Consider the following 24,460-nt stretch of genomic DNA (forward strand, 5'->3'; position numbering starts at 1 on the left):
GTAGTCGAAGGTGGTCTGCTGGAGCTGCGGCAATATTTGCGTGGTGCTGAACAGCACCGCGCCGACCGCCATCATCACCAGGAAAGATGTGCCGAACTGGCGGGTGAAAACCAGCCGCATGTCGACGATCGGATCGCGATGGCGAAACTCCCAGGGGATCAGGAAAAGGAACGAGACGGCCGAGATCACGGCGAACGTCGTGATGAAGCCCGACGCAAACCAGTCGTTGCGCTGGCCCTCGTCAAGGAAGATCTCAAGGGATCCGAGCGCCAGCACGACGAAGATGAAGCCGACCCAGTCGATCTTGAGGCCATCCTTCAGCCTCTCTTGGCGCTCGCGCTCCAGCACGTCTGGTTCGACCAGCAGCCATTGCACAAGGGCCAACGACATGATGCCGAAGGGCACGTTGATGAAGAAGATCCAGTGCCAGGAGAAATGGTCGGTCAGCCAGCCGCCGATGGTCGGCCCGACCGTCGGTGCAACGATGACGGCGATGCCGTAGAGCGCGAAGGCCTGCGAGCGTTTTTCGGGCGGGAAAGTATCGGCGAGGATCGACTGCTCGCTGGGTGCCATCCCACCGCCGCCCAGTCCCTGAAGGATGCGAAACAGGATCAGCATTTCCAGGTTCGGCGCGAGGCCGCAGAGCAGCGACGCGAGCGTGAAGGTAGCGACGCAGATCATGTAGTAGCGTTTGCGGCCGATCACGCCTGCGAGCCAGCCGCTGATCGGGATGATGACGGAATTGGCGACCAGATAGGTGGTGATGATCCAGGTGCTTTCGTCCATTCCGGCCGCGAGGCTGCCGGCTATGTTGCGCAGCGCCACATTGGCAATGGACGTATCGAGCACCAGCATGAAGGTGGCGATGGAGACGACGATGGCGATAAGCCAGGGATTGCGCCCGCCCGCGGCGGACCGGCTTTCGCCGGCTTGCGCGGTCGCCTGGCCGGTCATCGCACCTTGACCGTCGGCACGACGGACATGCCGGGCCCGAGCAGCAGGCCGGTCTTCTTGTCGAAGACGATCTTCACGGGCACGCGCTGCACCACCTTGACGAAATTGCCGGTCGCGTTCTCTGCGGGCAGCAGGCTGAAAGCGGTTCCGCTGCCGGCCTGGATGCTGTCGACGTGGCCCCTGAAGGTCTGCTCCGGGTAGGCGTCGATATCGATCTCGACGGGCTGGCCAGGCCGCATAAGGTCGAGTTGTGTTTCCTTGAAGTTGGCCTTCACCCACACGTCCTCGGGCACGAACATCATCAGCACTTGCCCCGGTTGGGCATATGCGCCCACGGCGGCGGATATGTTCGTCGCCCGTCCGGCCACCGGAGCGGTGATCGAGGTGCGGGAAAGCGCGGTGCGGGCCTGCTCTTCGCTGGCATGGGCCTGGTCGAGTTTTGCCGCCACGCTTTTGCGCTGGGCCTCGAGGACGGCGACTTGTCTCTGGGCCGCCACGACGTTCGCCTGCGAGCTGTCGAGCGTCGCCTGGGCCTGGCGAAGCGTCGAGGCAGCCTGTTGCGCCTGCTGCAGCGTTCCGGTTCCCTTGGCAAGCAATTCGCTGTTGCGCTGATTTTCGGCTTTCGCGAAATCAAGCGCTGCCCGGCCTTGCGACACCTGCTTCTGGGCTTGGTCCACCTTGGCCTGCTGCGCTTCGATCTGGGCTGCGATGTCGGCGGTTTCGGCGTCGGCCTGCGCCACCTGCGCCTGAACCTGCTTGAGGGATGCCTGATAATCCCTGTCGTCGATGCGCAGCAGGACGTCGCCGGCCTTTACGCTCTGATTGTCGGTCACCGCCACATCGGTGATGCGGCCGGCGATTTCGGCACCTATGGTTACGGTACGGGCGTCGATGAAGGCATCGTCGGTCCATTCATACTGTCGCGCCTGGAGCCACCAGATTATCGCTGCGGCCGATGCCAGCAGCAGAACAAGGATGACCGCGGCGGTGACGTAGGGGTGCCGCCTGAGCGAGCCGAACAGGCCCTCTTTGTTCCCGGCGGAAGCATCGAGGTCCTGTTTCGGTTGTGGGCGCGACGAGGCGCGCTTCGGTCGTGCATCGGGGCGACGTTTTGTTTGAGGTCTTTCGTCGACCGGTGCGACGTCTGGAGAGTTCGTGTCCACGTTAGCGGTCCGCGGTAGGGTTGGTGCGGCAAAGGCCGCGTGCTGGAAGGACGTAAATCAACGGACCCGCGTCCGAAAAAGTTCCTGTTTCAGATTGAGCGTTTGTGGCCGGCCGCGCTAGGCGAAGTGCAGCAGCATCATCACCAGCACGATGCCGACAAGTCCCGCAATGAAGACGATACGGCGCGTTCGCGTTCGCAGGATAATCTCGCCTTGCCGCGCATCCTCTGCGGAAAAACAGGCCCCTCCTTGTCGGGATCGTTGCTCATGAGCTGCTCCTTCCGACGAATTTGGAGTGTCTCAGGCAGCTAAACCTGCTCATCCCGGCAAGGTTCCCCAGAAATCACGGGGGCTGACGGCCGGGGTCACGCTTTGCCAGCCGACAAGCGCAAGCCAGTCCGGGCCACGCCGGGAGCGCCATCAGTCGGCCGGCAACGCATAGGCGATCACGTCGTCGCCGACCTTCGTCTCCATGAAATGATGACCGCCGGGCGCGATGACGACATATTGCCGGCCGCCGACCTCATAGGTCATCGGGGTGGTCTGGCCGCCAGCGGGCAGATCCGTCTGCCAGACCACCTTGCCGGTCTTGATGTCGATGGCGCGCAGCTTGTCGTCCGTCGCCGCCGCGATGAAGATCAGGCCGCCGGCGGTCACGAGCGGCCCGCCATTGTTTGGCGTGCCGATATCCAGCGGCAGCATGGACGGGATGCGCCAAGGGCCATTCTCGACCGCCTCGCCGAGCGGCTTGTCCCAGAGCGTCTTGCCTGTCTTCAGCTCGATGGCACGGATATGGCCGTAAGGCGGCTCGGAACAAAGCAGCCCCGTCGAGAGGCGCCAGCCCGCGTTGACGGCAATGGCGTAGGGCGAACCCATCTGCGGGTCACCCATGTCCTTGGCCCTTTTCGAAGCGCCGCCCTGTTCGATCGACCTGAAGCCTATCTGGTCCGCCTTTTGGCGCGGTATCAACTGATCATAGTTGGGCATGTCGTTGTAATTGGCGACCAGGATGCCGGCGTCGGTGTCGACGGCAACGCTTCCCCAGTCGGAGCCGCCATTGTAGCCGGGATATTCGATGAAAGGCTTGTCCACCGTGGGGGGCGTATATTCGCCCTGGTAGGAAGCCTGCCGGAACTGGATGCGGCAGTAGAGCTGGTCGAGCGGACTCATGCCCCACATATCCTTCTCGGTCAGCACAGGCTGGTCGAGATGGGCATAGCCGGAATAAGGCTGCGTCCTGGACAATTTCTCTGGTTCGACGCCGCCCGACGGCACCGGCCGTTCTTCGACCGGGAACAGCGATTTTCCGGTCTTGCGATCGAGCACATAGGTCTGGCCCTGCTTGCTGGGCACGATGATTGCGGGAACCTTTCCGTCGGTAGACGGAATATCGACGAGCGTCGGCTGCGAACCGAGGTCATAGTCCCAAAGGTCGTGATGGACGGTCTGAAAATGCCAGACCGGCTTGCCCGTCGTGACATCGATGGCGACGATTGAGGAATTGTATTGGTTTTCGAAGTCCTTGCGATCGACACCATAATAGTCGACGGCGGCGTTGCCGAGCGGCAGGAAGACATAGCCGAGCTGCGGATCGGCGGCGGCTACGGTCCACATGTTCGGCGTGCCGCGCGTGTAGGTATCGCCCTGGGGCGGTGCGCCCGTGCGGTCCGGATGGCCCATGTCCCAAGCCCAGACCAGTCTCCCCGACATCACGTCATAGCCGCGCACGACGCCTGACGGCGCATCCTCGGCCTGGCCGTCCAGTACCTGGGCGCCAAGCACGGCAATGCCGCGCACGACGGTCGGAGGCGCCGTCACCGAATACCAGCCGGGCACGGTCTTGCCGAGCCCCTGGGTGAGATCGACGACGCCCTGCTGGCCGAAATCGCCACATGCCTTTCCGGTCCTGGCGTCGATGGCAATCAGCCTTGCATCGAGCGTGCCCCACAGGATGCGTGTTGCGCATGGTCGATCGGCGCTTGCGCCTGGAACGGCGTAGTAGGCGACGCCCCGGCAACTGGCGCCGTATGGGATGGCGGCGTCGGATACCTTCGGATCATAGCGCCACTCCTCCTTGCCGGTTGCCGCGTTGGCCGAGATGACGATGCCCTTGGCCGAACATGCAAACAGGTGCCCGTCCACTTCGAGGGGGGTGTTTTCCGGGGAGTATTTGTCGGTCGCCGCCTTGCTTGGCATATCGCCCGTGTGGAAATCCCAAACTTTGGTCAGCTTCGCGACGTTGTCGGCGGTGATCTGTTTGAGAGGCGAATAGCGGGTGGCAAGTTCCGAGCCGCCATAGACGGGCCAATTCGGTCCAGCCTGGTGTATCGCGACATCGGGCTGAGGGCTGACCGGAGACTGACCAGATGCGCTTCCTGCGGCGGGTGGCGTGACCGGGGCAACCGGGGATGCCTCCTGGGATTGTGCCGAGGGCGTGAAATGCTGAAGCCCGATCGCGCAGCCGACAATGAAAAGGGCAGCGGATGCGGTCGCGCAGCCGCGGTCGCGAACCCGTTTCGCGTGCCCGGCGCGAAAGGCAGGCAAGGTCAAAAGAACGAAGATCAGGGTGACCGTCGGCGCGAGCACCCGGGGCATCAACCCCCAGCCGTCCATGCCAACTTCCCAATAAGCCCAGGCGAGCGTCGCGATCCAGGTCAGGACGTAGAGCCAGACTCCGGCGGCATTGCCGCTCAAAAGCAAAACACCCGCCGCCAGGAGAGCCACTCCGGTGGGCAAATAGTACCAGGAGCCGCCCAGCGCGACGAGCCAGGCGCCGCCTGCGCCGATCAGCAGACCAAGTATTGCCAGCAGCACACCCACGAACATAGTCCACCAGAAGGCGACGCCGGAGCGACGCCTGTCCGCGAGATTCGGATTGGCAGAAGTCATGACAGCATTTCCATTACGACAGGCTCATGATTGTTTCGAACGCTGGCCGTCCCGCATGGTTGCGATCGGCCGCGGTTTTCGAGGGTGCTCCCAACTCACCATTTTGTGAGCATTCCGCGCCGACGGAACCTTTGTCGCTTTGCCGCCGTTAGGCGCTCGATCCAAAAGCTTGTTCCAAGCGAAAAATCGGCGAGGATGCCGCAGGTCTTTTCCAGCAACGCCAATGGGATTGCCCGCTTCTTTCTGTGGGGTGTTTGCTGTTTCGCGCTTCTGGCGGCCGTCGGCGGCACGGCGTTTTTGCGTTCAGGGTTCGTTACCGGCGTGGGGCAACCGGTGGCTCAGGCCGTTCCGTTCAGCCACAAGCATCATGTCGGCGATATCGGACTGGACTGTCGTTATTGCCACAACGGGGTCGAGACATCAGCCTCGGCGGGGCTGCCGGCGACAGAAGTGTGCATGACCTGTCATTCGCAGCTCTTCACCAATGCCGAGATGTTGGCGCCGGTGCGCGCAAGTCTCGCCTCGGGACAGCCGCTGCAATGGCAGCGGGTCAATTCGGTGCCGGATTTCGTTTACTTCAACCACTCCATCCATATCGCCAAGGGCATCGCCTGCGAGACCTGCCATGGCGCGGTCGACGAGATGCCGCTGACGCGACGGGCGCATTCATTGTCGATGGAATGGTGCCTTGGCTGCCACCGCGACCCCGGTCCCAACCTTCGCCCGCCGCAAGCCGTTTTCCTGATGCACTGGAAGCCGCCTAACGACATCGAGCAGATCCGGCGTTCCCTGATCAGCGTGCTCGACATTCATCCCGAGACCATGACGGATTGCTATGTCTGCCACCGTTGACCGAAATCCGGCTTTCGATCTTGCGGCATTGCGGGTCGCCGCGGCGGGGCGCGAGCCATGGCGAAGCATGGACGAACTGGCTGACACGGCGGAGTTCCAGCGCTTTGTGGAGGCGGAATTCCCCGCGATGGCCGATCCCCTTCAGCCTGGCTTCGACCGGCGCACCGTCCTGAAACTGATGGGTGCATCGCTGTCGCTGGCCGGACTGGCCGCCTGCAGCGAGGCCGAGAGCATCGTGCCTTATGTCCGCCAGCCGGAGAACATCATTCCCGGCCGGCCGCTCTACTACGCGACAGCCCTCTCCAGCGACGGCTACGGCATCGGAGCCGTGATCGAGAGCCATGAGGGCCGGCCGACAAAGGTCGAGGGTAACCCGGATCATCCGGCATCGCGCGGCGCCACCGATGCCGTCATGCAGGCGGCGGTGTTGTCGCTGTTCGATCCCGAGCGATCTCGCACGCCGCTCAAGCTGGGCGAGCCCGCAAGTTACGATGAGTTCCTGAAAGATATCGCCGAACTGGCTGGTGGATTCCTCGCTTCAGGCGGGCAAGGGCTGGCATTGCTGCTCGAGGCGACGACATCGCCGACGACGAAGGCGCAGATCGCGGCGCTGAGGGTGCGCTATCCCAGACTTCGCGTCTTCCGCCACGATCCGCTTGCGGCCAATTCCGGTGAACAGGCAACGGGTACATTGTTCGGCAGGCCGTTGACGGCGATCTACCGTTTCGACCGCGCCGATGTGATCGTCAGCCTGGATGCCGATTTCCTGGGCGATGGGCCGGGGCGCCTGGCCTATGCTCGTGATTTCGCGCAGCGGCGGCGGGTGCGCAAATCGACGGACACGATGAGTCGCCTCTATGTCGTCGAGACGACTCCCACCATCACGGGTGCTGCCGCCGACCATCGCCGAGCTATCAGGTCAAGCGCCGTCGCAAGCGTTGCGGCGGCGATCAAGGCCGCCCTCGATGGCGACAATGCCGCGGCCGGCTTGTCGCCGCTCGATCCGGAGTGGATAAAGGCGCTTGCCGATGATCTGCACAGTGCCGGCCGCAATGCGCTTGTGGTGGCCGGAGCGCACCAGGCACCGATCGTGCATGCCTTGGCCCTAGCGATGAATGCCAGGCTTGGTGCCCTTGGCAACACGCTGCAATTGATCGAGCCGCCTGATGCCATGCCGGTGGATGGCGATCTTGCCACGCTCTGCCGGGCCATCACGGATGGTTCGATCGACAAGACCGTCGTGCTCGGCGCCAATCCCTTGCACACGGCGCCATCGGACATCGATGCGCGGAAGGCTCTTTCGAGCCTGAAGCTTCTTGTCCACTGGGGACTCTACCGCGATGAGACGGCGTTTCTGGCTCGCTGGCATATCCCAGCCGCGCACGAGTTGGAGAGCTGGAGCGATATCCGGGCCTATGACGGTACGGTCTCGATCGTGCAGCCGCTCATAGAGCCTCTGTTCGGTGGCAAGAGCCTGCATCAGTTGCTTGCCGCGCTGGGCGGTGAATTCGGCCCCAATGCGCAGGCACCGGTGCGCCGGACGTGGGCCGCCATGGACGAGGTGGCCTGGCGCAAGGCGCTGCGCGAGGGCATCGTGCCGAACACTGCTGCTGGTCCCGCTGCCGTTTCGGCACCGCCGGATAGCGATGGCTCGGCACCCAATGCCGCCACCAAGGGGTTGGAGGTTCGCTTCGTCGCCGATCCCTGGCTTCGCGACGGCCGCCACGCCAATTCATCCTGGCTTCAGGAATTGCCCCGGCCGTTAAGCAAGCTCGTCTGGGGCAATGCGGCGCTGGTCTCGCCAGCCACCGCGCAGCGCCTGAGGCTCGAAAACGGGCAGGTGGTCAACCTGGCGCGGGACGGCAGGACGCTGGACGCACCCGTCTGGATCACGCCGGGACAGCCTGACGACACAGTGACGCTGTCGCTCGGTTTTGGACGCAAGGCCGGCTCGGTGGCGGCACTCGCGGGCGGCTACGATGCCTTCGCGATCCGGACCAGCGATGCGCCATGGTTTGCCGACGATGTCGTCCTGAGCCCGCGCGGCGGTTCGGCGCGTGTAGTCACGACCCAACATCATCAAGCGATGGAGGGCAGGGCGATCATCCGCCATGCTTCGCTCGATGCGTTCAGGGCAAATCCCCATTTCGTGCGCGACCACGCGCCCCCAGCGCCCGTGGAATCGCTCTACCCCGACTGGAGCTACGACCAGGAAGCCTGGGGCATGTCGATAGACCTGTCGGCCTGCATCGGCTGCATGGCCTGCGTGTCGGCCTGTCAGGCCGAGAACAACATCGCAACGGTGGGGCCGGACGAGGCGGCACTCGGACACGAAATGCACTGGCTGCGCGTCGACCGCTACTATGCGGGCGGGATCGACGATCCGGACATGTTCTTCCAGCCAGTGCCGTGCATGCATTGCGAGAAGGCCCCCTGCGAGGTCGTCTGTCCGGTCAATGCGACCATCCATACGCATGACGGTCTGAACGCGCAGGTGTACAACCGCTGCATCGGCACGCGCTACTGTTCGCAGAACTGTCCCTACAAGGTGCGGCGGTTCAATTTCCTGGAGTACCAGGAGTTCGACAATGACAGCGCGGGACCGGAGCAGGCCGTCCACAATCCCGATGTCACCGTGCGTTCGCGCGGCGTCATGGAAAAATGCAGCTACTGCGTACAGCGCATTTCGCAAAAACGGATCCGCGCCCAGATCGAGAACCGGGAGATCGAGGACGGTGAGATCGTCACCGCCTGCCAGCAGGCGTGCCCGACAAAAGCCATCACCTTCGGCGATCTCAACAGGAAGGATTCGCAGGTCGTCCAGGAAAAGGCCTCGCCACACAATTACGCGCTGCTCGAAGAACTGAACACAAGACCGCGCACCACCTATCTGGGCAAGGTCAGCAACCCTAACGACAGGCTCGCCGCGACATCCGGCTCGGAGGGCGGCGATGGCTGACGTGGCCGCCCGCAGGACGAGCAAAGGCATGACACCTGTGCTGCGCGGGCGTCACGATTTTCCAGAGATCAGCGGCCGTATCAGCGCGGTGGTCCTGCAAGGGAAGTTGCCGCGGTTCTTCTGGTCGGCGTTCTTCGTCTGCTTCGCATTCGTATTGCTGTTCCTCTATTCCATCACCTACCTGGTCTCGGTCGGCGTTGGCGCCTATGGGGTCAACATTCCCGTGGTCTGGGGCACGATGATCTCGAGTTTCGTGTGGTGGATCGGCATTGGCCATGCCGGTACGCTGATCTCAGCGGTGCTGCTGCTGCTGCGCCAGCCCTGGCGCGCCTCGATCAACCGCTTCGCCGAGGCGATGACGCTGTTTGCCGTGGCGATGGCCGGCCTCTACCCTATCCTGCATCTTGGCCGGCCGTGGTTCTTCTATTGGCTCCTGCCCCTGCCCAACACCCACATGCATTGGCCACAATGGCGCAGCCCGCTGGTCTGGGACTTCGCCGCGATTTCCACCTACGCCACCGTCTCGCTGCTGTTCTGGTACACGGGATTGCTGCCTGATCTCGGCGTGCTGCGCGACCGGGCGAAGTCGCGTGGCGGGCAACTTTTCTACGGCGTCCTCGCGCTGGGCTGGCGCGGCTCGGCCTATCATTGGGCGCGCTATCGGACGGTCTATTTCCTGATGGCGGCACTCGCAACACCGCTGGTCGTTTCGGTTCATTCGATCGTCGCTCTCGATTTCACCTTCGCCATCACGCCGGGCTTCCATTCGACGATCTTTCCGCCCTATTTCGTCGCCGGCGCGCTCCTCTCCGGCTTCGCCATGGTGCTGACCATAGCCATTCCCTTGCGCTGGGCATTCGCTGTGGAAGACCTGATCACGCCGCGCCACATGGACAACGCCGCCAAACTGATGATCGCGGCCGGCATGGTCGTCATTTACGGCTATGCATCGGAAGCGTTCTTCTCCTGGTATTCGGGTGAGCCTTACGAGCGCGCGATGATGGTCCAGCGCGCCGTCGGCCCTTATGCGCCGCTGTTCTGGACCATGCTCTTCTGCAATTGCGCGGTGCTGCAACTGCTTTGGTTTCGCCGTGTGCGATCCAATATGCCGCTGCTGTTTTCGATCGCTCTGGTCATCAACATCGGCATGTGGCTCGAACGCTACATCATCGTGGTGACCGGCCCGAGCCGCGACTACCTGCCGTCGTCCTGGGGCGAGCAGTCGCTGACCTGGCTCGATTTCGGCATCCTGTTCGGATCGATCGGCACCTTCTTCGCGCTGGTCTTCCTGTTTATCCGCATCCTGCCGGCGATAACCATCTTCGAGGTCGAGGAACTGGCCGAGCAGAAAGGCGGCGCGGCATGAGCGTCCATGGCGTCATCGCGGCTTTCGCCGATCCGGATGCGCTGACCAGGGCGGCGCAAGCGATGCGCGACAAGGGGTACCGGCATATGGATGCGTTCTCGCCGTTCGAGGTGCACGGCCTGACAGACATATTGGGCATGCGAAAGACACGGCTGCCATGGGTCATGCTGGCGGGTGGCGTCGCCGGCGGCGTGCTGGTGTATGCATTGATCCTTTATTCCGTCGAGATCGACTATCCGGTCAATGTCGGCGGCCGGCCGCTGCATTCCTGGCCGCCGTTCACGGTCATCGCCTTCGAAGCCGCGATCCTGGCCAGCGTGTTTGCCGGCTTCTTCGGCATGCTGGCCGAGAACCGGCTGCCGCAATATTATCACCCCGTCTTCAACGCCGAGAGCTTCACCTACGCGAGCGGCGGCAAGTTCTACCTGCTGATCGAGGCCACCGACCCGAAATACCGCAAGGGCGTCACCAAGGGGCAGCTGACACGGCTTGGCGCCGAGACGGTCGAAGAGGTGGCGATATGAACCCGCGGCTGCTTTTGCCGGTTTGCCTGCTCCTCGGCGCCTGCAAGCAGGACATGGCCGACCAGCCTCGCTACGATCCGCTCGAAACCAGCAGAGAGTTCGCCGACGGCATGTCGGCAAGGACACCGGTCGAAGGCACGGTGACGCGCGACGCCGACCTGGCGGCGACGCCGGACAAATTCCCGTACCCGATCACCATGGCGCTGCTTCAGCGTGGGCAGCAACGCTTCGATATATTCTGCTCTCCCTGCCATGGCCGCACCGGCGACGGGCACGGGATGGTGGTCAGGCGTGGTTTCCCGCCGCCTCCGACCTACCATCAAGATGCGCTGCGCAAGGCGCCGGACCGGCATTTCTACGACGTCATCACCGACGGTTACGGTGCGATGTATCCCTATGCCGCGCGTGTCGAGCCGCGGGACCGCTGGGCGATCGTGGCCTATATCCGGGCGCTGCAATATTCGCGACATGCTGCGGCCGGCACGCTGCCCGAATCCGTTCGCGCGAAACTCGATGCCGAGGCGGCACGATGAAGCGCGCCGCCCGGCCCGACGACCACCTCGTCCTGCTGCTCGCAGCCGCCGCCGCAGGGCTCTCTCTGTGCGCGGCCGGGCTGTTCGTCGCCCCGCGCGCGACACTGGCCGGCTGGCTGATGACGGCGGTGTTCCTGCTCGGATTGCCGCTTGGCGCAATGACCCTGCTCATGGTGCACGGGCTGACCGGGGGGCGCTGGGGCGACGCGTTGCGGCCGCCGCTGCGGGCCGCCGTCGCGACCTTGCCTGTCGCGCTGCTGTTGATGCTGCCGGTGCTTGCGCGGCTCGATCTGGTCTTTCCCTGGGCAGGAGCCGACCCGGCGCTGACGGAAGCGGTGCGCCAGAAAATGACCTATCTCAACGTGCCATTCTTCGTCGTTCGTTTCATCGTCTATGCTGTCGTCTGGCTGGCGCTGGCCTGGCTTGTACTTGGCTGGACGGCGCCCGGTTCGGCCTCAAGCAGGACCGGCGGCGGCTACGCCATCGGGCTCGTCGCGCACGGCTTTGCCGTGACGGTGTTTGCCATCGATTGGATGATGTCGATAGAGCCGGATTTTTCCTCCACCATCTATGCGATGCTCGAAGCGGCGGCCGAGGTCGTCGGCGTGTGCGGGCTGGCGCTGGCGGTGCTCTCGGCCGGCCGTGCGATCGAGTCGGCGCCGGGTGGCGAGGAGGACGTGGCGCTCGGCGAAGACCTCGCCAACATGATGTTCGGCTTCATGCTCATCTGGGCCTATCTGGCATTCATGCAGTGGCTGGTCGTCTGGGGCGGCGACCTGCCCGACGAAATCCATTGGTATGTCATCCGTGGTCGAAATGGCTGGCAGTATCTGCTTTGGCTGCTGATCGCGCTGCAATTTGCCTTGCCCTTCGCCGGTTTCCTGAACCGCTCCGTCAAGCGCAGCCGCGTTGGCCTGATAGGGCTCGGCGCGTTCCTGCTGGCCGGACATTTCGCCGATGTCGCCTGGCGCGTCCGGCCGGCTTTGTCCGCCCTCGGTGCAGGAGTGTCGTGGCCGGACCTCGCGGCAATGGTCGGCGCGGGCGGCATCTGGTTCGGGTGCTTCGTCTATATCTGGACCAGGCCTGATCGCATCGTCGTCTGGCGCGGGAGGCTGGCCCGTGGCTAAGGTCGTGCGTCATCCCGAAACACGCGATGTCTGGCCGAGGGCGCTCGTGCTCATTGGCCTCGGCCTGCTTGTCTTCCTGGCGCTCGCCGCGCTTGGGCTGAGACTGATTTTCGATACGGCCCCGTTCTGGCCACTTGCGGGCACGCAGATGAACGGCAGCGCCGCAGGTCCCGCCTTGCAGGATTTCCCCGGGGCCGATCTTGCCGCGTTCCGTCAGCAGGAAGATCGTGAACTCGGCATGCTTGCATGGGTCGACCGCAATGGTGGCATCGCGCGCATTCCGATCGACGACGCCATGAAGCTGATCGCCGCGCAGGGACTGCCGGAGGCGGTAACGCCCGCTGCGGCCGGTGAGGACTGCGCCTTGCTCGAAGGCCAGGTTCCGCGCGCGCCGCAGGCCGGCATTTGCCGCGCCCGAGCGGACGCGGCGCAGCCAAACGCCAGGGCGCCGCAGCAGGGCCAGGCCGCACCGGCCATGGGGGCGAGGCCATGAGGCGTTTGGTCCTGCCGCTCGTGCTCCTGGCTGCAATGACCGCCAGCGTGCGCGCGCGGCCGGTTTTCGAACCGCAGATCGGCGCGCAGCTCAGCCTCGATACAGTCTTCCGCGAGGCTTCGGGCGGACGGCAGACGCTTTCCGGCATTCTCGGCGGGCGGCCGGCGCTGCTCATCTTCGGTTACGACAAATGCCCCAACCTCTGCGGCGTGACCCAGCAGGCGGTTGCCTCGGATCTGAACAAGACCGGCCTCGATCCCGCGACCTACCACGCTCTCTTCGTCTCGATAGATGCTTCCGAGACCGTCGCGGATGCGGCGTCCATCCAAGCCGAAGTCGGGCGGTCCGCCGGTCAGGCAGGGTTGTCCGCGTGGCGCTTCTTGACCAGCGAGGATGGCGCTGGCGCCGCCCTTGCCGTGGAGGCCGGCATCACATTCGACCGGCGCGACCGGATCTCGCAATATGTCCACCCGATCGCGGTCATCGCGCTGACGCCGCAAGGCCGCATCGCGCAAGTACTTCCGGCGCTGAGTTTCGAGCCGCGAGATCTCAGGCTTGCCCTGGTCGAGGCGTCGGCCGGGCGGCTTGGCTCCATCGCCGATCACGTCTTTCTGCTGTGTGCCGGCTTCGATGCATCAAAGGGCCAGTACACGCCAGCGGTCTGGGCAGTCGTGAAGGTGACTGGCATGGCGACGCTGCTTGGCCTTGGCGCCACCATCCTCGTTCTGTCGCGAAGGAGGCCGATTTGACGTTCGGCATCCCTTTTACGCCGCCGCAGGCCTCCTCGATTGCCGGCAGTGTCGACGCCCTGTTCTACGTGCTGCTTGCCTTCACCGTCGCGCTGGGCGTCTTCCTGACCAGCCTGGTCGTTTTCTACGCCATCAAATATCGCGCCGGCTCCAAGGTGGAGCGAACGGGGGAGCGTGCGCGCAGCACGCCGCTCGAGGTGACCTGGACAGTCGCCAGCCTGCTGATCGCTTTCACCATCTTCGGATGGGGAGCCGTGCTGTTCCTGCGCCGCGAACACCCGCCCCTTGACGCACTCGAGATCGCCGGCCTTGGCAAGCAATGGATGTGGGAGTTCCGTCATCCTGGCGGCCAGCGTGAAATCAACGAACTGCATGTGCCGGTCGGCAAGGCGGTGATCGTGTCGCTGGCATCGCAGGACGTGATCCACTCATTCTTCGTACCTGCCTTCCGGGTCAAGCAGGACGCGGTGCCGGGGCGCACCACGCATGTCTGGTTCATCGCCAGCGAGCCCGGGCGGTATCATTTGTTCTGCGCGCAATATTGCGGCACCCAGCATTCGGAGATGGGCGGCTGGGTGACCGTGATGCCGCCGCAAGAATATGCGGCGTGGCTGGGCAACCAGGGCCAGGGTGAAACGCTTGCGGCCGACGGCGAAAAACTCTTCCGCGCGCTCGGCTGCTCCGGCTGCCATGGCAATTCCAGCAAGGTGAGGGCGCCGGATCTGGCTGGGGTCTTCGGACGGCCGGTGGCCTTGGACAATCAACAGACCGTCATCGCCGACGACCGCTATTTGCGCGATTCCATCCTCAATCCGAAGAAGGAGATCGCCGCCGGGTATGAACCCGTGATGCCGAGCTTTGACGGCCTTGTCGACGAGCAGGAGCTACAGATGCTGCTGGCATATCTCAAATCCCTGTCGCCGCGAGCAACCAGGGAAAGCGGGGCGACCCAATGAGCAGGCAAGCCTTGGCGCCTTCGAGCTATCTGCATGGGGAGGCCGGACCTGCCGCCTGGCTCTTGACCACCGACCACAAGCGCGTCGCCTGGCTCTACCTGATGTCGCTGACGGCGTTCTTTTTTCTTGGCGGTGCCTTTGCCGTGATGATCCGGATCGAACTCGCGTCGCCTGCGGGCGATCTGGTGTCGGACGATGTCTATAACAGGCTGTTTTCCCTGCATGGCATCATCATGGTGTGGTTCTTCCTGGTGCCGTCGATCCCCGCGACGCTCGGCAATTTCCTGCTGCCGCTGATGATCGGCGCGCGCGATCTCGCTTTTCCGCGGCTCAATCTCGCCAGCTGGTACGTGTTCATCTTCGGCAGCGCCTTTGCCCTGGCCGCGGTGCTCGCCGGCGGTGTCGACACGGGTTGGACCTTCTACACGCCGCTCTCGACGCTCTATGCCAACGGCTTCGTTTCGATGGCCGCGCTGGGTGTCTTCATCGTCGGCTTCTCGACGATCATGACCGGCATCAACTTCATCGTCACCGTCCACACGTTACGCGCGCCGGGGCTGACCTGGTTCAGACTGCCGATCTTCGTCTGGACGATGTATGCGACCGCGCTGGTCATGGTGCTGGCGACACCGGTGCTGGCCGCCTCGCTGATCCTGATCGTGCTGGAGCGTGCCTTCGGTATCGGCATCTTCAATCCCGCTCTGGGCGGCGACCCGCTGCTGTTCCAGCATCTGTTCTGGTTCTACTCACATCCCGCGGTCTACATCATGATCCTGCCCGGCATGGGCGTGGTTTCCGAAGTGCTGCCCTGCTTCAGCAAGCGCCCGCTGTTCGGCTACAAGGCGGTGGCGATGTCTTCGATGGCGATTGCCGTGTTCGGCTTCCTGGTCTGGGGTCACCATATGTTCGTATCAGGCCAGTCGGCCTATGCCGGCATCGTGTTCTCGTTCCTGTCGTTCTGCGTCGCGATCCCCTCGGCGATAAAGGTGTTCAACTGGACGCTGACGCTGCGCAAGGGCGAAATCACTTTCGAGACGCCCATGCTTTATGCGCTGTTTTTCCTGGCGCTGTTCACTTTCGGGGGGCTGGCCGGCCTGTTCCTGGCCGCTCTCGCCGTCGACGTCCACGTTCATGACACCTATTTCGTCGTGGCGCATTTCCATTACATCATGGTCGGCGGCATGGTGACGGCCTACATGGCGGGGTTGCATTTCTGGTGGCCGAAGATCACCGGCCGCGTCTATTCCGAAACCTGGGGCCGTATCGCCGCGACCGTGACCTTCCTCGGCTTCAACCTGACTTTCTTCCCGCAATTCGTGCTCGGTTTTCTCGGCATGCCGCGGCGCTATCACACCTATCCGCCGGAGTTTCAGTTCTGGCACGTATTGTCCTCGGCCGGCGCGGTCGTTCTGGCCGTCGGCTATCTTATGCCGCTGCTCTATCTCGGCTGGTCGCTGTTTCGCGGGACGCGGGCGCCGGCCAACCCGTGGGGCGCGACCGGCCTTGAATGGCAGACGGCTTCGCCGCCGCCCCCGCATAATTTCGACACCATGCCCGTGGTCAGGCGGCCGGCCTATGACTATGCCATGAAAGGCCTGAGGCACGAGACGTTCAGCCCGCACAGGGACGAAGCCTCATGAGCGGGCCGACCGAAAGCATTGCCTTCGATACACGGGCCCGCGAGAAGGCGGCCGATGCGTTCGGCATGTGGATTTTCATCGGCTCCGAGGCGATGCTGTTCGGCGCGATCGTGCTGGTGTTCCTCTACGCCCGATTGAGCTATGGCGCGGCATTCGCCGCGGCGTCGCAACATCTGTCATTGCCGCTCGGCACGCTGAATACGGCGGTTCTGATCACCAGCAGCTTCGCGATGGCGCTTGCCCATATGTTCACGGCTGCCCGGCGTTGGCGGCCCGCCTTCTGGGCCTTGATGTCCACGAGCCTGCTTGGCTGCATCTTTCTGGTGATCAAGGCCGTCGAATACAGCAAGGAATTCAGCGAGGGCCTGGCGCCGGTGCTCGGCGCGTCGTTCCGCTTCGCAGGCCCAGATCCGGCCCATGCCGAATTCTTCTTCGCGCTCTATTTCGCCATGACATCGCTGCACGCGCTGCATCTGATAGGCGGCATCGCGGTGATTGCCGGCATGCTGTTGCTCTGGCCGAGGACCGCGCAGGCGAGCCGGGCGCGCCGCGTGCAGGCGATCGGACTCTACTGGCATTTCGTCGACATCGTCTGGGTGTTCCTGTTCCCGGTCCTCTATCTGATCAACCGGGCCTGATGACGATGAGCGACCTCGCCAAGCTCACATTCGCCTATCTCGCGCTGCTCGCCTTGCTGGCGCTTACCGTCGGCTCTTCGTTTGTCGACCTCGGTGGGTTCAATTCCGCGATCAACCTTGCCGCGGCGGCTGCCAAGACAGTGGTGATCGCGCTGCTGTTCATGCATCTGGCGGGCGAGGGCATCCTCCCCAGGCTCGCGGTCGCGGCGGTGGGCCTGTGGCTGGCCATTCTCTTTGGCCTGACCCTGATCGGGCAATAGCCTGCGGGGCCTAGTGTGGCGCGCGTCATCAACGGTCACGCGGATTGCCCAAGGCTGGATCGCGGCGCCTCGTGTAGCCGTCGACGCGGGGCAAGCCGTCGGCCATGTCGATGAATGGCAGGCGCATATCCCAATAGGCCTGTGCCTGTGGCGGAAACCGCTCCGGCGCGTCCATGAAGCCGATCGAGACATAGAGTTCGTCACGCAGGCCTTCGTCGGCATAGAAGATCGAGGTACCGCAATCGGCGCAGAAGGAGCGGACGACTCCCTTCGTCTTCGAAAAGGTCTTAGGCTTCCCGGCGGTCAGCTTGACCTGGTGCGGACGATAGCCGATCCAGATGGTCATCGGTCCGCCGATCGCCCGCCGGCAATCGTCGTCATGGTCGAAGCAGATCCAGAAGGGCTCTCCTTCCATCACCGCCGTGACGGCACCGCAGAAACAATGTCCGCGCTCGATGCGAGCCATGTTGCTGCCCGTTGTCAGAGACTGTCGGTCGTCAGGACGGCGCTTCCGCTGCGGTCGAGCATGAATTTTCTCCGAAGCTGTTGGGGGATCTGATCCTGCGGGGTCAACGCAGCGCCGCCAAATTGGTTTCCGGCCATAGGAGCGGCGGCGGATTCAAATCTGCGCTTCCGGCCTAGCCGCTGGAACCTGCCGGTCGAAACCAGGTTATGACTGTGCCAAAGGAGGACCGGCCATGACTGGAAGCGAAAATCGCCGCGAGACTGGTGCCACCAAATATCCGGCCAGGAGCGACGGCGATCCCGCCGATTCATTCTCCCAGGACGCCGCAGGCAACAAGCCGCCGGCGTCCGGGCAAGGCCTGACGCGCCCTTCAGGCGAGGTGAATGAGAAAACGCATCAGTCCGAGGGGCAGAATCCATCCCGGCGGGCGACCCCAGACCAGCCGTCCAGAAAAGGCGCCGGCTCAGCCACTTCCGAGCACTCAAAAGACGGCCAAGTGCCGCCCGGAGGCCGGGAGCCTGGTGCGTTCGACAAGGAATGAACGATTCACAATTGACAAGCCGGCGGTGCTTGTGGATTAGTGAGAACGTTCTCAGAGAACGTTCTCACCGCTGCGGCGGACTTGCCTTTTGGGAGCAGGTATGGGTACCGACGAGATCCGGCTGGCTGTTCGCATCGCGAACATTGCAAAATCCTACGGACCGACAGTCGCACTCGATTCCGTCTCTATTGATCTGCGGCCAGGCGAAGTCCATGCGCTGTTGGGCGAGAACGGCGCCGGCAAATCGACGCTCGTAAAAATCCTCAGCGGCGTCGTGACGCCTGACGGCGGATCCATGTCGATCTTCGGCAAGCCTTATGCGCCGCATGGCATCATCGATGCGCGGGCGCAGGGCGTGGCGACGGCCTTTCAGGAACTCAGCCTGCTGCCGAATCTCAGCATCGCCGAGAATCTCGTGCTGCCGAAAATGCCGAAGGGCAAGCTAGGTCTCGTCTCGCGCCGCACCGCCACGGCATCAGCTGGCAAGGTTCTTAACGACTACGCTCTCTCCCACTTTGATCCTGACACGCCCGTCGGCGTGCTTTCGCTTTCGGATCGTCAGCGGCTTGAGATCGTGCGCGCCTTCACCCATGCCTCGAAGCTCTTGATCCTCGATGAGCCGACGGCCGCGCTGGCGGACGTCGAATGGCTGTTTGAGCTCGTGCGCCGGCAGAAGAACCTGCAGACCGCCATCCTCTACATTTCCCACCGCCTCGGCGAGGTGCGCACCCTGTGTTCGCGCGCCACCATCCTGCGCAATGGCCGCAGCATCGGCACCGTCGAGTTGTCCGGCGCTTCGGACGAGAACATTTTCGAGATGATGGTCGGCCGAAGCGCGCGTGAGACGACCGCCTCGCAGCCTTTGGTCGCCGACACCGCGCCCGTCGCGCTCAGCGTTCGGGGCCTCTCCGGCGGCATTTTGCGCGACGTGTCGTTTGATGTCAGGCGAGGTGAGATCGTCGGCATCGCCGCGCTCGAGGGGCAGGGCCAACGCGACCTGTTCAGGACGATGATCGGCCTCTCCAAGGCGAAAAGCGGCGGCATCGAGATCGACGGCGTGCCCGCCCAGATCGCCAGCCCGGGCGCCGCGCTCCATTTCGGCAACGGCCTTGCCTACCTGCCGGAGGACCGCAAGTCGGAAGGGATTTTCGCCGGCCTCAGCACCGCCAGCAACATGGTGTTGCCTATCATTTCGCGTATCGCGCAGGGTGGCGTCGTCTGGCCGGCCAGCGAGCGTCGCATTGCGAAAAAAACCGCTGAGGCGGTCGAACTGCAGGAGCGCTATCTGCAGTTCAAGATCGACGAGCTTTCCGGTGGCAACCAGCAGAAGGCGCTTCTGGCGCGCGTCATGATGACGGGTGCGCGCACTCTACTGCTTTTCGATCCGACGCGTGGAGTCGATGTCGGAACCAAGCAGTCGATCTACGAGGCGATCCGGAAGTTCGCTGCCGATGGCGGCTCGGTGCTCTTTTACTCGTCCGAACTGCCGGAACTCGTCCATCTCGCGCATCGCTGCATGGTGCTCTATGGCGGCCGCGTCTTCGCCGAATATCAGGGCGATGCCATCGATGAGCCGACTATCGTCGGCGCGCTGATCGGCCACGCTGCGGGCGCGGTGAATGGAGTGGCCGCATGACCGCGGTCCAGGCAAATCCCGCGCCCCGCCGCTCCGCGTTATGGAGGGCTGTCATCAGCGGCACCGGCATCGTGGCGATGATCTATGTCCTGCTTTATGCGCTCTACGCGTTCTGGCAACCGGATGCGCTTTCGGTCTACACCTTCACCGACCTCGTCAACAACTCGACGCCATTGGCGCTCGCGGCAGCGGGCGAGACGCTGGTCGTCATCAGCCGCGGCTTCGATTTGTCCGTCGCAGGCGTCGTCTCGCTGACCAATGTGCTGATGGCGGTCTATCCGTTCGATGGTCCGGGCGGTGCCCTGGCCAGCCTTCTGATGTGCTGCGCGATCGGCGGTGCCGTCGGCGCAGTCAACGGCATTCTCGTGGCCAGGCTTGGGCTGCAGACCATCGCGGCGACGCTCGGCACGATGATCGTCTGCCAAGGGCTTGCGCTGGTTATCCTGGACGCGCCTGGCGGTATGGTTGCCGACTTCATCACCTACACGCTGACCGACACCCTGTTCGGTATCATCCCGATCGCCGGGCTGTTTCTGGTTGCCGCCATCGCGCTTTGGCTTGCCTTCCGGCGGACCAATACCGGGATCGGCCTCTATGCGATCGGCGCCGACGAGCAGTCGGCTCGCTTCTCCGGCGTGCCCGTGGCAGGGGTACGCATCACGGCCTTTGTCGGCGCCGGCATCCTTTACGGCGTCGCCGGCTTCATGCTGAGCGCCCAGACGGCGACAGGAAATCCGACAGCCGGCACGCCATTCCTGATGCTCACCTTTGCCGCAGTGGCGCTCGGCGGCACGCCGTTGAGCGGCGGCCGGGGCAGCCTCGTTGGCTCGATCCTGGGCGCCGGTACGCTGATGCTTTTGCAGAAGGTGCTTTTCTCGGGTGGGGTCTCGTCCTTCTACACCGGCATATTCCAAGGTTTCGTGCTGGTGCTTGCGATCGTGTTCGGCAGCGCCGTGGCGCGCCTGCTCAAGAAGGAAGAGATCCGGTGAACGCGCATAAGGACGTTGCGACGCGTTTCGAGGCCAACTCCGACCGGCGCGGCAGGCAAAGGCTCGACCGGGAGGTGGTCAATACGCTTGTCGTATTTGGGCTGAGTATCGTGCTTGTGGTGTGCTCGCGCTTCATCAGTCCGGCGCTGGGTTCCTGGGATCAGGTGCTGACGGTTCTCATCCTCGCGTCCTTCCTGATCGTGTTGTCGTTTGGGCAAGGGCTCGTCATCCTGATCGGTGGGCTCGACCTATCGGTCCCCGCCCTCATCACGCTCGGCGGCGTGTTGACGACGACGTGGATTGGTAGCGGCGATGCCGGCATCTGGTACATGCTGCCGGCCATTCTGGTCATTTGCGCGCTGGTCGGCACGATCAGCGGACTGGGAATTGTCTGGCTGAAGGTTCCTCCCTTCATCATGACCATGGCGACCTCGATCGTCGTGGCATCGGTGGCGCTGGGCTACACCAGCGGGACGCCGCGCGGCGGTTCTCCGTCCGCCTTGCTGTGGCTGATGAAGGAATGGTTCCTCGGCGTGCCGCTGGTCATCTACTTCACCGTCGCTTTCATCCTGTTCGGCTGGTTCTTGCAGAATTTCACTGCGCTCGGCCGCCGGCTCTACGCCCTTGGCACCAACAGGAACGCCGCTCTCATCGCCGGCGTCGCTGTCAATCGGCTCGAGCTCGTCCCCTATGCGATCAGTGCCGCTTGCGCAGGCTTCGTCGGCATGATGCTGGTGGGCTATTCGAACGGGGCGACGCTGAGGATGGGCGACAGCTACATGCTGCCTTCCATTGCTGCCGTCGTGGTCGGCGGCTCCTCGATCCTCGGCGGCAGCGGAACTTTCATCGGGACGGTCGGCGGCGCAATTCTTCTGACGACGCTTGGCACCGTTATCTCCGCTATCGGCCTCAACGAAGGATGGCGCACCGTCATAGAGGGCGCAATCATTGTCGCCGCCCTGCTGGTGCTGCGCGGTGAATTCCTGGCCGATCTCGGAAATCGAATGCTGACGCGGAGGAAGTGACCATGCCTGTGCGTGGAAATGCGTTTTGTCCAATTGTGAGAACGTTCTCACAAGCTCTGGTCCGGCACCTGCAAGGGCCAAATTCCAACGGGAGGTTGATCGAAATGAGGCTGTTAAAAAGACTGGGACTGGCCGCGTCGCTGACGCTTGCCACCGCCATGGGCGTTGGGATGGTTGTCGACCATGCCCAAGCGCAGGACAAGAAGTTCAAGATATATCTGTCGCTGAGCTACAGCGGCAATTCGTGGCAGTCGGAGGCTGCGAACATTGTCAAGGCGTTGGCGCAGACGCCGCCCTACGACAAGACGGTGGAGCTGAAGGAAGTCATCTCGGGAACCGACCCCCAGGCTCAGATCTCGGCCTATGAAAGCATGATACAGGCTGGCGCCGACGGCATCATCAGCTTCCCGATCTCGTCGACGGCGCTGAACCGCACGGTCCATCGCGGCTGCCAGAAGGGCGTGCTCTTCTTCATGTACGACGCCACGGTGACCGAGCCTTGCGCCTACAATGTCAGCTATATCACCGCAGGCTTCGGCGAGAATACCGCCCAGGCCTTGGTCAACATCCTGGGAGGCAAGGGCAAGATCTTCCTGAGCCGTGGCGTCCCGGGCAACTCGGTGGATAAGCGCCACACCGACGGCGCGATGCACATTTTCAACCAGTATCCCGGCATCAAGGTCGTCGCGGAATACTACTCCTACTGGGATGACCGCACCACGCAGCAGGAGACAGCCAAGGCTCTCGCGGCGCATCCCGACGTCGACGGCATCTGGGCTCAGGCAGGCGAATATGGCGCCGTACAAGCGCTACTCGACAAGGGCAACAAACTGGTTCCGATGACCGGCGAGAACTCGGACGGTTTTCGTCTCGGACTGGCAGACCCGAAGATGCAAGGCATGGGTCTCAAGGGTGTATCCGCCGGTTCGCCGCCCGCTACGTCAGGCTATGCCTTCAAGCTGATGATGGAGATCCTGACCAAGAAGCGCGACCTGAAGCCGATGAACATCGAGTACCCGCTGCCTTGGGTGCCAGCGGATCAAGTCAAATCCTGCAAAGCCGATACCTTCGCCGACGGGTGCAATGTTTTCCCGTCCGACAAGGTCCCGAGTTCCTTCGTCACCGAGGTCTTCAATCCCGATTTGCTGCCGGAACTGTCGCTGCAGTCGGCGCTCGAGGGCAAGCCAACACCAGGAGCGACCATTCAGGCATTGCCCGCGGACGTGAAGCAGGCGCCCGATGCCCCTGGCATCAACTGCTCATCGTGCAAGGCTCTGGCCGACGAATACAAGCTCACCAAGATCGAGCCGACGGTAAAACCCTGACGATCAGCAATGCAACAGGTGGACGGCATCCTGCCGCCCACCTGACTCAACATAAGGATGAGAATATGCCGACTTTTCTGAAACGGGGCAGGGATCCCGAAGCTGTCGCCCAGAGCGATGCGGCCGTCCGGACGACCGTCGAGACGATCCTTGCCGACATAGAAAAGCGAGGCGATACCGCTGTCCGGGAGTTGTCGGAGCGTTTCGACAAATGGTCGCCGCCAAGCTTCCGGCTCAGCGACAGCGAGATCGAGCAGGCGATGTCCAAGGTGTCGGCAAGCGACATCGAGGATATTCGCTTCGCCCAGGCCCAGGTTCGCAATTTCGCCGAGAAGCAGCGCGCCTGCCTCCAGGACCTCGAAGTGGAAACGCTTCCCGGCGTTGTCCTCGGCCACAAGAACATTCCCGTGGAAACAGTCGGCTGCTACGTGCCGGGCGGGAAATACCCGATGGTCGCCTCCGCGCATATGAGCGTGGTGACGGCCAAGGTCGCCGGGGTGAAGAAGATCATCGCCTGCGCGCCGCCGTTCCAGGGCGGTCCGCATCCGGCTATCGTGGCCGCGATGCACATGGCCGGCGCGGACGAGATCTACGTTCTGGGCGGTGTGCAGGCCGTCGGCGCCATGGCGCTCGGAACCGAAACCATCGGGCGCGTCGACATGCTCGTCGGTCCTGGCAATGCCTTCGTCGCTGAAGCCAAGCGGCAATTGTACGGCCGTATCGGCATCGACCTGTTCGCCGGCCCGACCGAGACGCTGGTCATTGCCGACGACAGTGTCGACGGCGAGATCTGCGCGACCGATCTGCTCGGCCAGGCCGAGCATGGTCCGACCAGTCCCGCCGTGCTTCTGACAAATTCGGAGAAGCTCGCGCGCGACACCCTCACCGAGATCGAGCGGCAGCTGAAGGTCCTGCCGACCGCCGAGATCGCCGCCAAGGCATGGGCGGACTATGGCGAAGTGATCGTCTGCGCTTCCTATGAGGAGATGGTCGCCGAGGCCGACCGGATCGCATCCGAGCACGTCCAGGTCATGACGCGCGATCCGGACTACTTCCTCGACAACATGCACAATTACGGCGCTCTGTTTCTGGGAGCGCGTACGAATGTTGCCTATGGCGACAAGGTCATCGGCACCAACCATACGCTGCCGACCAAGAAGGCGGCCCGTTACACAGGCGGTTTGTGGGTTGGCAAGTTCATCAAGACCTGCACCTATCAGCGCGTCCTGACCGACGAAGCGAGCGCCATGATAGGCGAGTACTGTTCGCGCCTGTGTGTCCTCGAGGGATTCTATGGGCATGCCGAGCAGGCGAACATCCGGGTCCGCCGCTATGGAGGTCGCAACCAGGCCTAAGCCAGCGCGCCAACGGAGTT

The 24,460-nt window shown here is 63.4% G+C and carries 22 protein-coding genes; 18 read left to right on the top strand and 4 right to left on the bottom strand.

Annotated features, from left to right (window positions below; all coding sequences use genetic code 11):
• A partial coding sequence (locus FJ959_RS20670; protein ID WP_140556196.1) for a DHA2 family efflux MFS transporter permease subunit occupies positions 1–954 on the bottom strand: 954 nt, incomplete at its 3' end.
• The gene (locus FJ959_RS20675) at positions 951–2,117 is read right to left on the bottom strand and encodes an HlyD family secretion protein (RefSeq protein WP_140556194.1); all 1,167 of its coding nucleotides are present in this window, start codon (positions 2,115–2,117) and stop codon (positions 951–953) included. The genes FJ959_RS20675 and FJ959_RS20670, both read right to left, overlap by 4 nt.
• A gap of 39 nt (positions 2,118–2,156) precedes the next feature.
• Here FJ959_RS20675 and FJ959_RS31875 point away from each other — a divergent pair, with 39 nt between their 5' ends.
• The gene (locus tag FJ959_RS31875) at positions 2,157–2,429 is read left to right on the top strand and encodes a hypothetical protein (protein WP_181165225.1); all 273 of its coding nucleotides are present in this window, start codon (positions 2,157–2,159) and stop codon (positions 2,427–2,429) included.
• 108 nt (positions 2,430–2,537) lie between these two features.
• Here the strand turns inward: FJ959_RS31875 and FJ959_RS20685 are convergent, their stop codons facing one another.
• A complete protein-coding gene (locus FJ959_RS20685; protein ID WP_140631748.1) occupies positions 2,538–5,006 on the bottom strand; it encodes a membrane-bound PQQ-dependent dehydrogenase, glucose/quinate/shikimate family in 2,469 nt (822 codons plus the stop codon).
• Between the two features lie 333 nt (positions 5,007–5,339).
• On the opposite strand from FJ959_RS20685, the gene FJ959_RS20690 reads away from it, so the two are divergent.
• Genes FJ959_RS20690 through FJ959_RS20745 form a run of 12 tightly spaced genes read left to right on the top strand, consistent with a single transcriptional unit; the run spans position 5,340 to position 17,103 of the window.
• Positions 5,340–5,858 (top strand): cytochrome c3 family protein, encoded by a 519-nt coding sequence (locus tag FJ959_RS20690; protein ID WP_246678999.1) that lies wholly within the window; start codon positions 5,340–5,342, stop codon positions 5,856–5,858.
• On the top strand, positions 5,842–8,817 hold the full coding sequence (locus tag FJ959_RS20695; RefSeq protein ID WP_140631750.1) for a TAT-variant-translocated molybdopterin oxidoreductase: 2,976 nt from the start codon (positions 5,842–5,844) through the stop codon (positions 8,815–8,817). The genes FJ959_RS20690 and FJ959_RS20695 overlap by 17 nt, the downstream gene beginning before the upstream one ends.
• Positions 8,810–10,183, top strand: coding sequence for an NrfD/PsrC family molybdoenzyme membrane anchor subunit (gene nrfD / locus FJ959_RS20700; RefSeq protein ID WP_140518004.1), 1,374 nt, complete (start codon positions 8,810–8,812; stop codon positions 10,181–10,183). Before FJ959_RS20695 ends, nrfD begins: the two co-directional genes overlap by 8 nt.
• Positions 10,180–10,707: a DUF3341 domain-containing protein gene (locus FJ959_RS20705; RefSeq protein ID WP_140518005.1), complete on the top strand. Its 528-nt coding sequence runs from the start codon at positions 10,180–10,182 to the stop codon at positions 10,705–10,707. The genes nrfD and FJ959_RS20705 overlap by 4 nt, the downstream gene beginning before the upstream one ends.
• On the top strand, positions 10,704–11,240 hold the full coding sequence (locus tag FJ959_RS20710) for a cytochrome c (RefSeq protein WP_140518006.1): 537 nt from the start codon (positions 10,704–10,706) through the stop codon (positions 11,238–11,240). Before FJ959_RS20705 ends, FJ959_RS20710 begins: the two co-directional genes overlap by 4 nt.
• On the top strand, positions 11,237–12,367 hold the full coding sequence (locus FJ959_RS20715; protein WP_140631752.1) for a hypothetical protein: 1,131 nt from the start codon (positions 11,237–11,239) through the stop codon (positions 12,365–12,367). Before FJ959_RS20710 ends, FJ959_RS20715 begins: the two co-directional genes overlap by 4 nt.
• A complete protein-coding gene (locus FJ959_RS20720) occupies positions 12,360–12,860 on the top strand; it encodes a hypothetical protein (protein ID WP_140496129.1) in 501 nt (166 codons plus the stop codon). The genes FJ959_RS20715 and FJ959_RS20720 overlap by 8 nt, the downstream gene beginning before the upstream one ends.
• On the top strand, positions 12,857–13,609 hold the full coding sequence (locus tag FJ959_RS20725; protein WP_140518008.1) for an SCO family protein: 753 nt from the start codon (positions 12,857–12,859) through the stop codon (positions 13,607–13,609). The genes FJ959_RS20720 and FJ959_RS20725 overlap by 4 nt, the downstream gene beginning before the upstream one ends.
• Positions 13,606–14,565, top strand: a complete 960-nt coding sequence (gene coxB / locus FJ959_RS20730; RefSeq protein ID WP_140518009.1) for a cytochrome c oxidase subunit II — start codon at positions 13,606–13,608, stop codon at positions 14,563–14,565. Before FJ959_RS20725 ends, coxB begins: the two co-directional genes overlap by 4 nt.
• Positions 14,562–16,205 (top strand): cytochrome c oxidase subunit I, encoded by a 1,644-nt coding sequence (ctaD, locus tag FJ959_RS20735; RefSeq protein ID WP_140518010.1) that lies wholly within the window; start codon positions 14,562–14,564, stop codon positions 16,203–16,205. The genes coxB and ctaD overlap by 4 nt, the downstream gene beginning before the upstream one ends.
• Positions 16,202–16,843, top strand: a complete 642-nt coding sequence (locus FJ959_RS20740; protein WP_140496125.1) for a cytochrome c oxidase subunit 3 — start codon at positions 16,202–16,204, stop codon at positions 16,841–16,843. Before ctaD ends, FJ959_RS20740 begins: the two co-directional genes overlap by 4 nt.
• 5 nt (positions 16,844–16,848) lie before the next feature.
• Positions 16,849–17,103 carry a cytochrome C oxidase subunit IV family protein gene (locus FJ959_RS20745; protein ID WP_140522223.1) on the top strand — a complete coding sequence of 85 codons (255 nt, stop codon included), beginning with the start codon at positions 16,849–16,851 and terminating at the stop codon, positions 17,101–17,103.
• A 28-nt stretch (positions 17,104–17,131) separates the two neighbouring features.
• Here FJ959_RS20745 and FJ959_RS20750 read toward each other — a convergent pair whose 3' ends face one another.
• The gene (locus FJ959_RS20750) at positions 17,132–17,569 is read right to left on the bottom strand and encodes a GFA family protein (RefSeq protein WP_140556180.1); all 438 of its coding nucleotides are present in this window, start codon (positions 17,567–17,569) and stop codon (positions 17,132–17,134) included.
• A 641-nt stretch (positions 17,570–18,210) separates the two neighbouring features.
• Here FJ959_RS20750 and FJ959_RS20760 point away from each other — a divergent pair.
• The 5 genes from FJ959_RS20760 (at position 18,211) to hisD (ending at position 24,440) form a co-directional block, all read left to right on the top strand.
• Complete coding sequence (locus tag FJ959_RS20760) at positions 18,211–19,746, top strand: sugar ABC transporter ATP-binding protein (protein ID WP_140556178.1); 1,536 nt, start codon at positions 18,211–18,213, stop codon at positions 19,744–19,746.
• Positions 19,743–20,735 (top strand): ABC transporter permease, encoded by a 993-nt coding sequence (locus FJ959_RS20765; protein ID WP_140631758.1) that lies wholly within the window; start codon positions 19,743–19,745, stop codon positions 20,733–20,735. Before FJ959_RS20760 ends, FJ959_RS20765 begins: the two co-directional genes overlap by 4 nt.
• Positions 20,732–21,760 (top strand): ABC transporter permease, encoded by a 1,029-nt coding sequence (locus FJ959_RS20770; protein WP_181169642.1) that lies wholly within the window; start codon positions 20,732–20,734, stop codon positions 21,758–21,760. Before FJ959_RS20765 ends, FJ959_RS20770 begins: the two co-directional genes overlap by 4 nt.
• A gap of 104 nt (positions 21,761–21,864) precedes the next feature.
• Positions 21,865–23,085 (top strand): sugar ABC transporter substrate-binding protein, encoded by a 1,221-nt coding sequence (locus FJ959_RS20775; RefSeq protein ID WP_246678998.1) that lies wholly within the window; start codon positions 21,865–21,867, stop codon positions 23,083–23,085.
• 65 nt (positions 23,086–23,150) lie between these two features.
• Positions 23,151–24,440, top strand: coding sequence for a histidinol dehydrogenase (gene hisD / locus FJ959_RS20780; RefSeq protein WP_140563985.1), 1,290 nt, complete (start codon positions 23,151–23,153; stop codon positions 24,438–24,440).
• The last annotated feature ends 20 nt before the right edge of the window (positions 24,441–24,460 follow it).

Source organism: Mesorhizobium sp. B2-2-4 (genome assembly GCF_006442375.1).
Classification (GTDB): domain Bacteria; phylum Pseudomonadota; class Alphaproteobacteria; order Rhizobiales; family Rhizobiaceae; genus Mesorhizobium.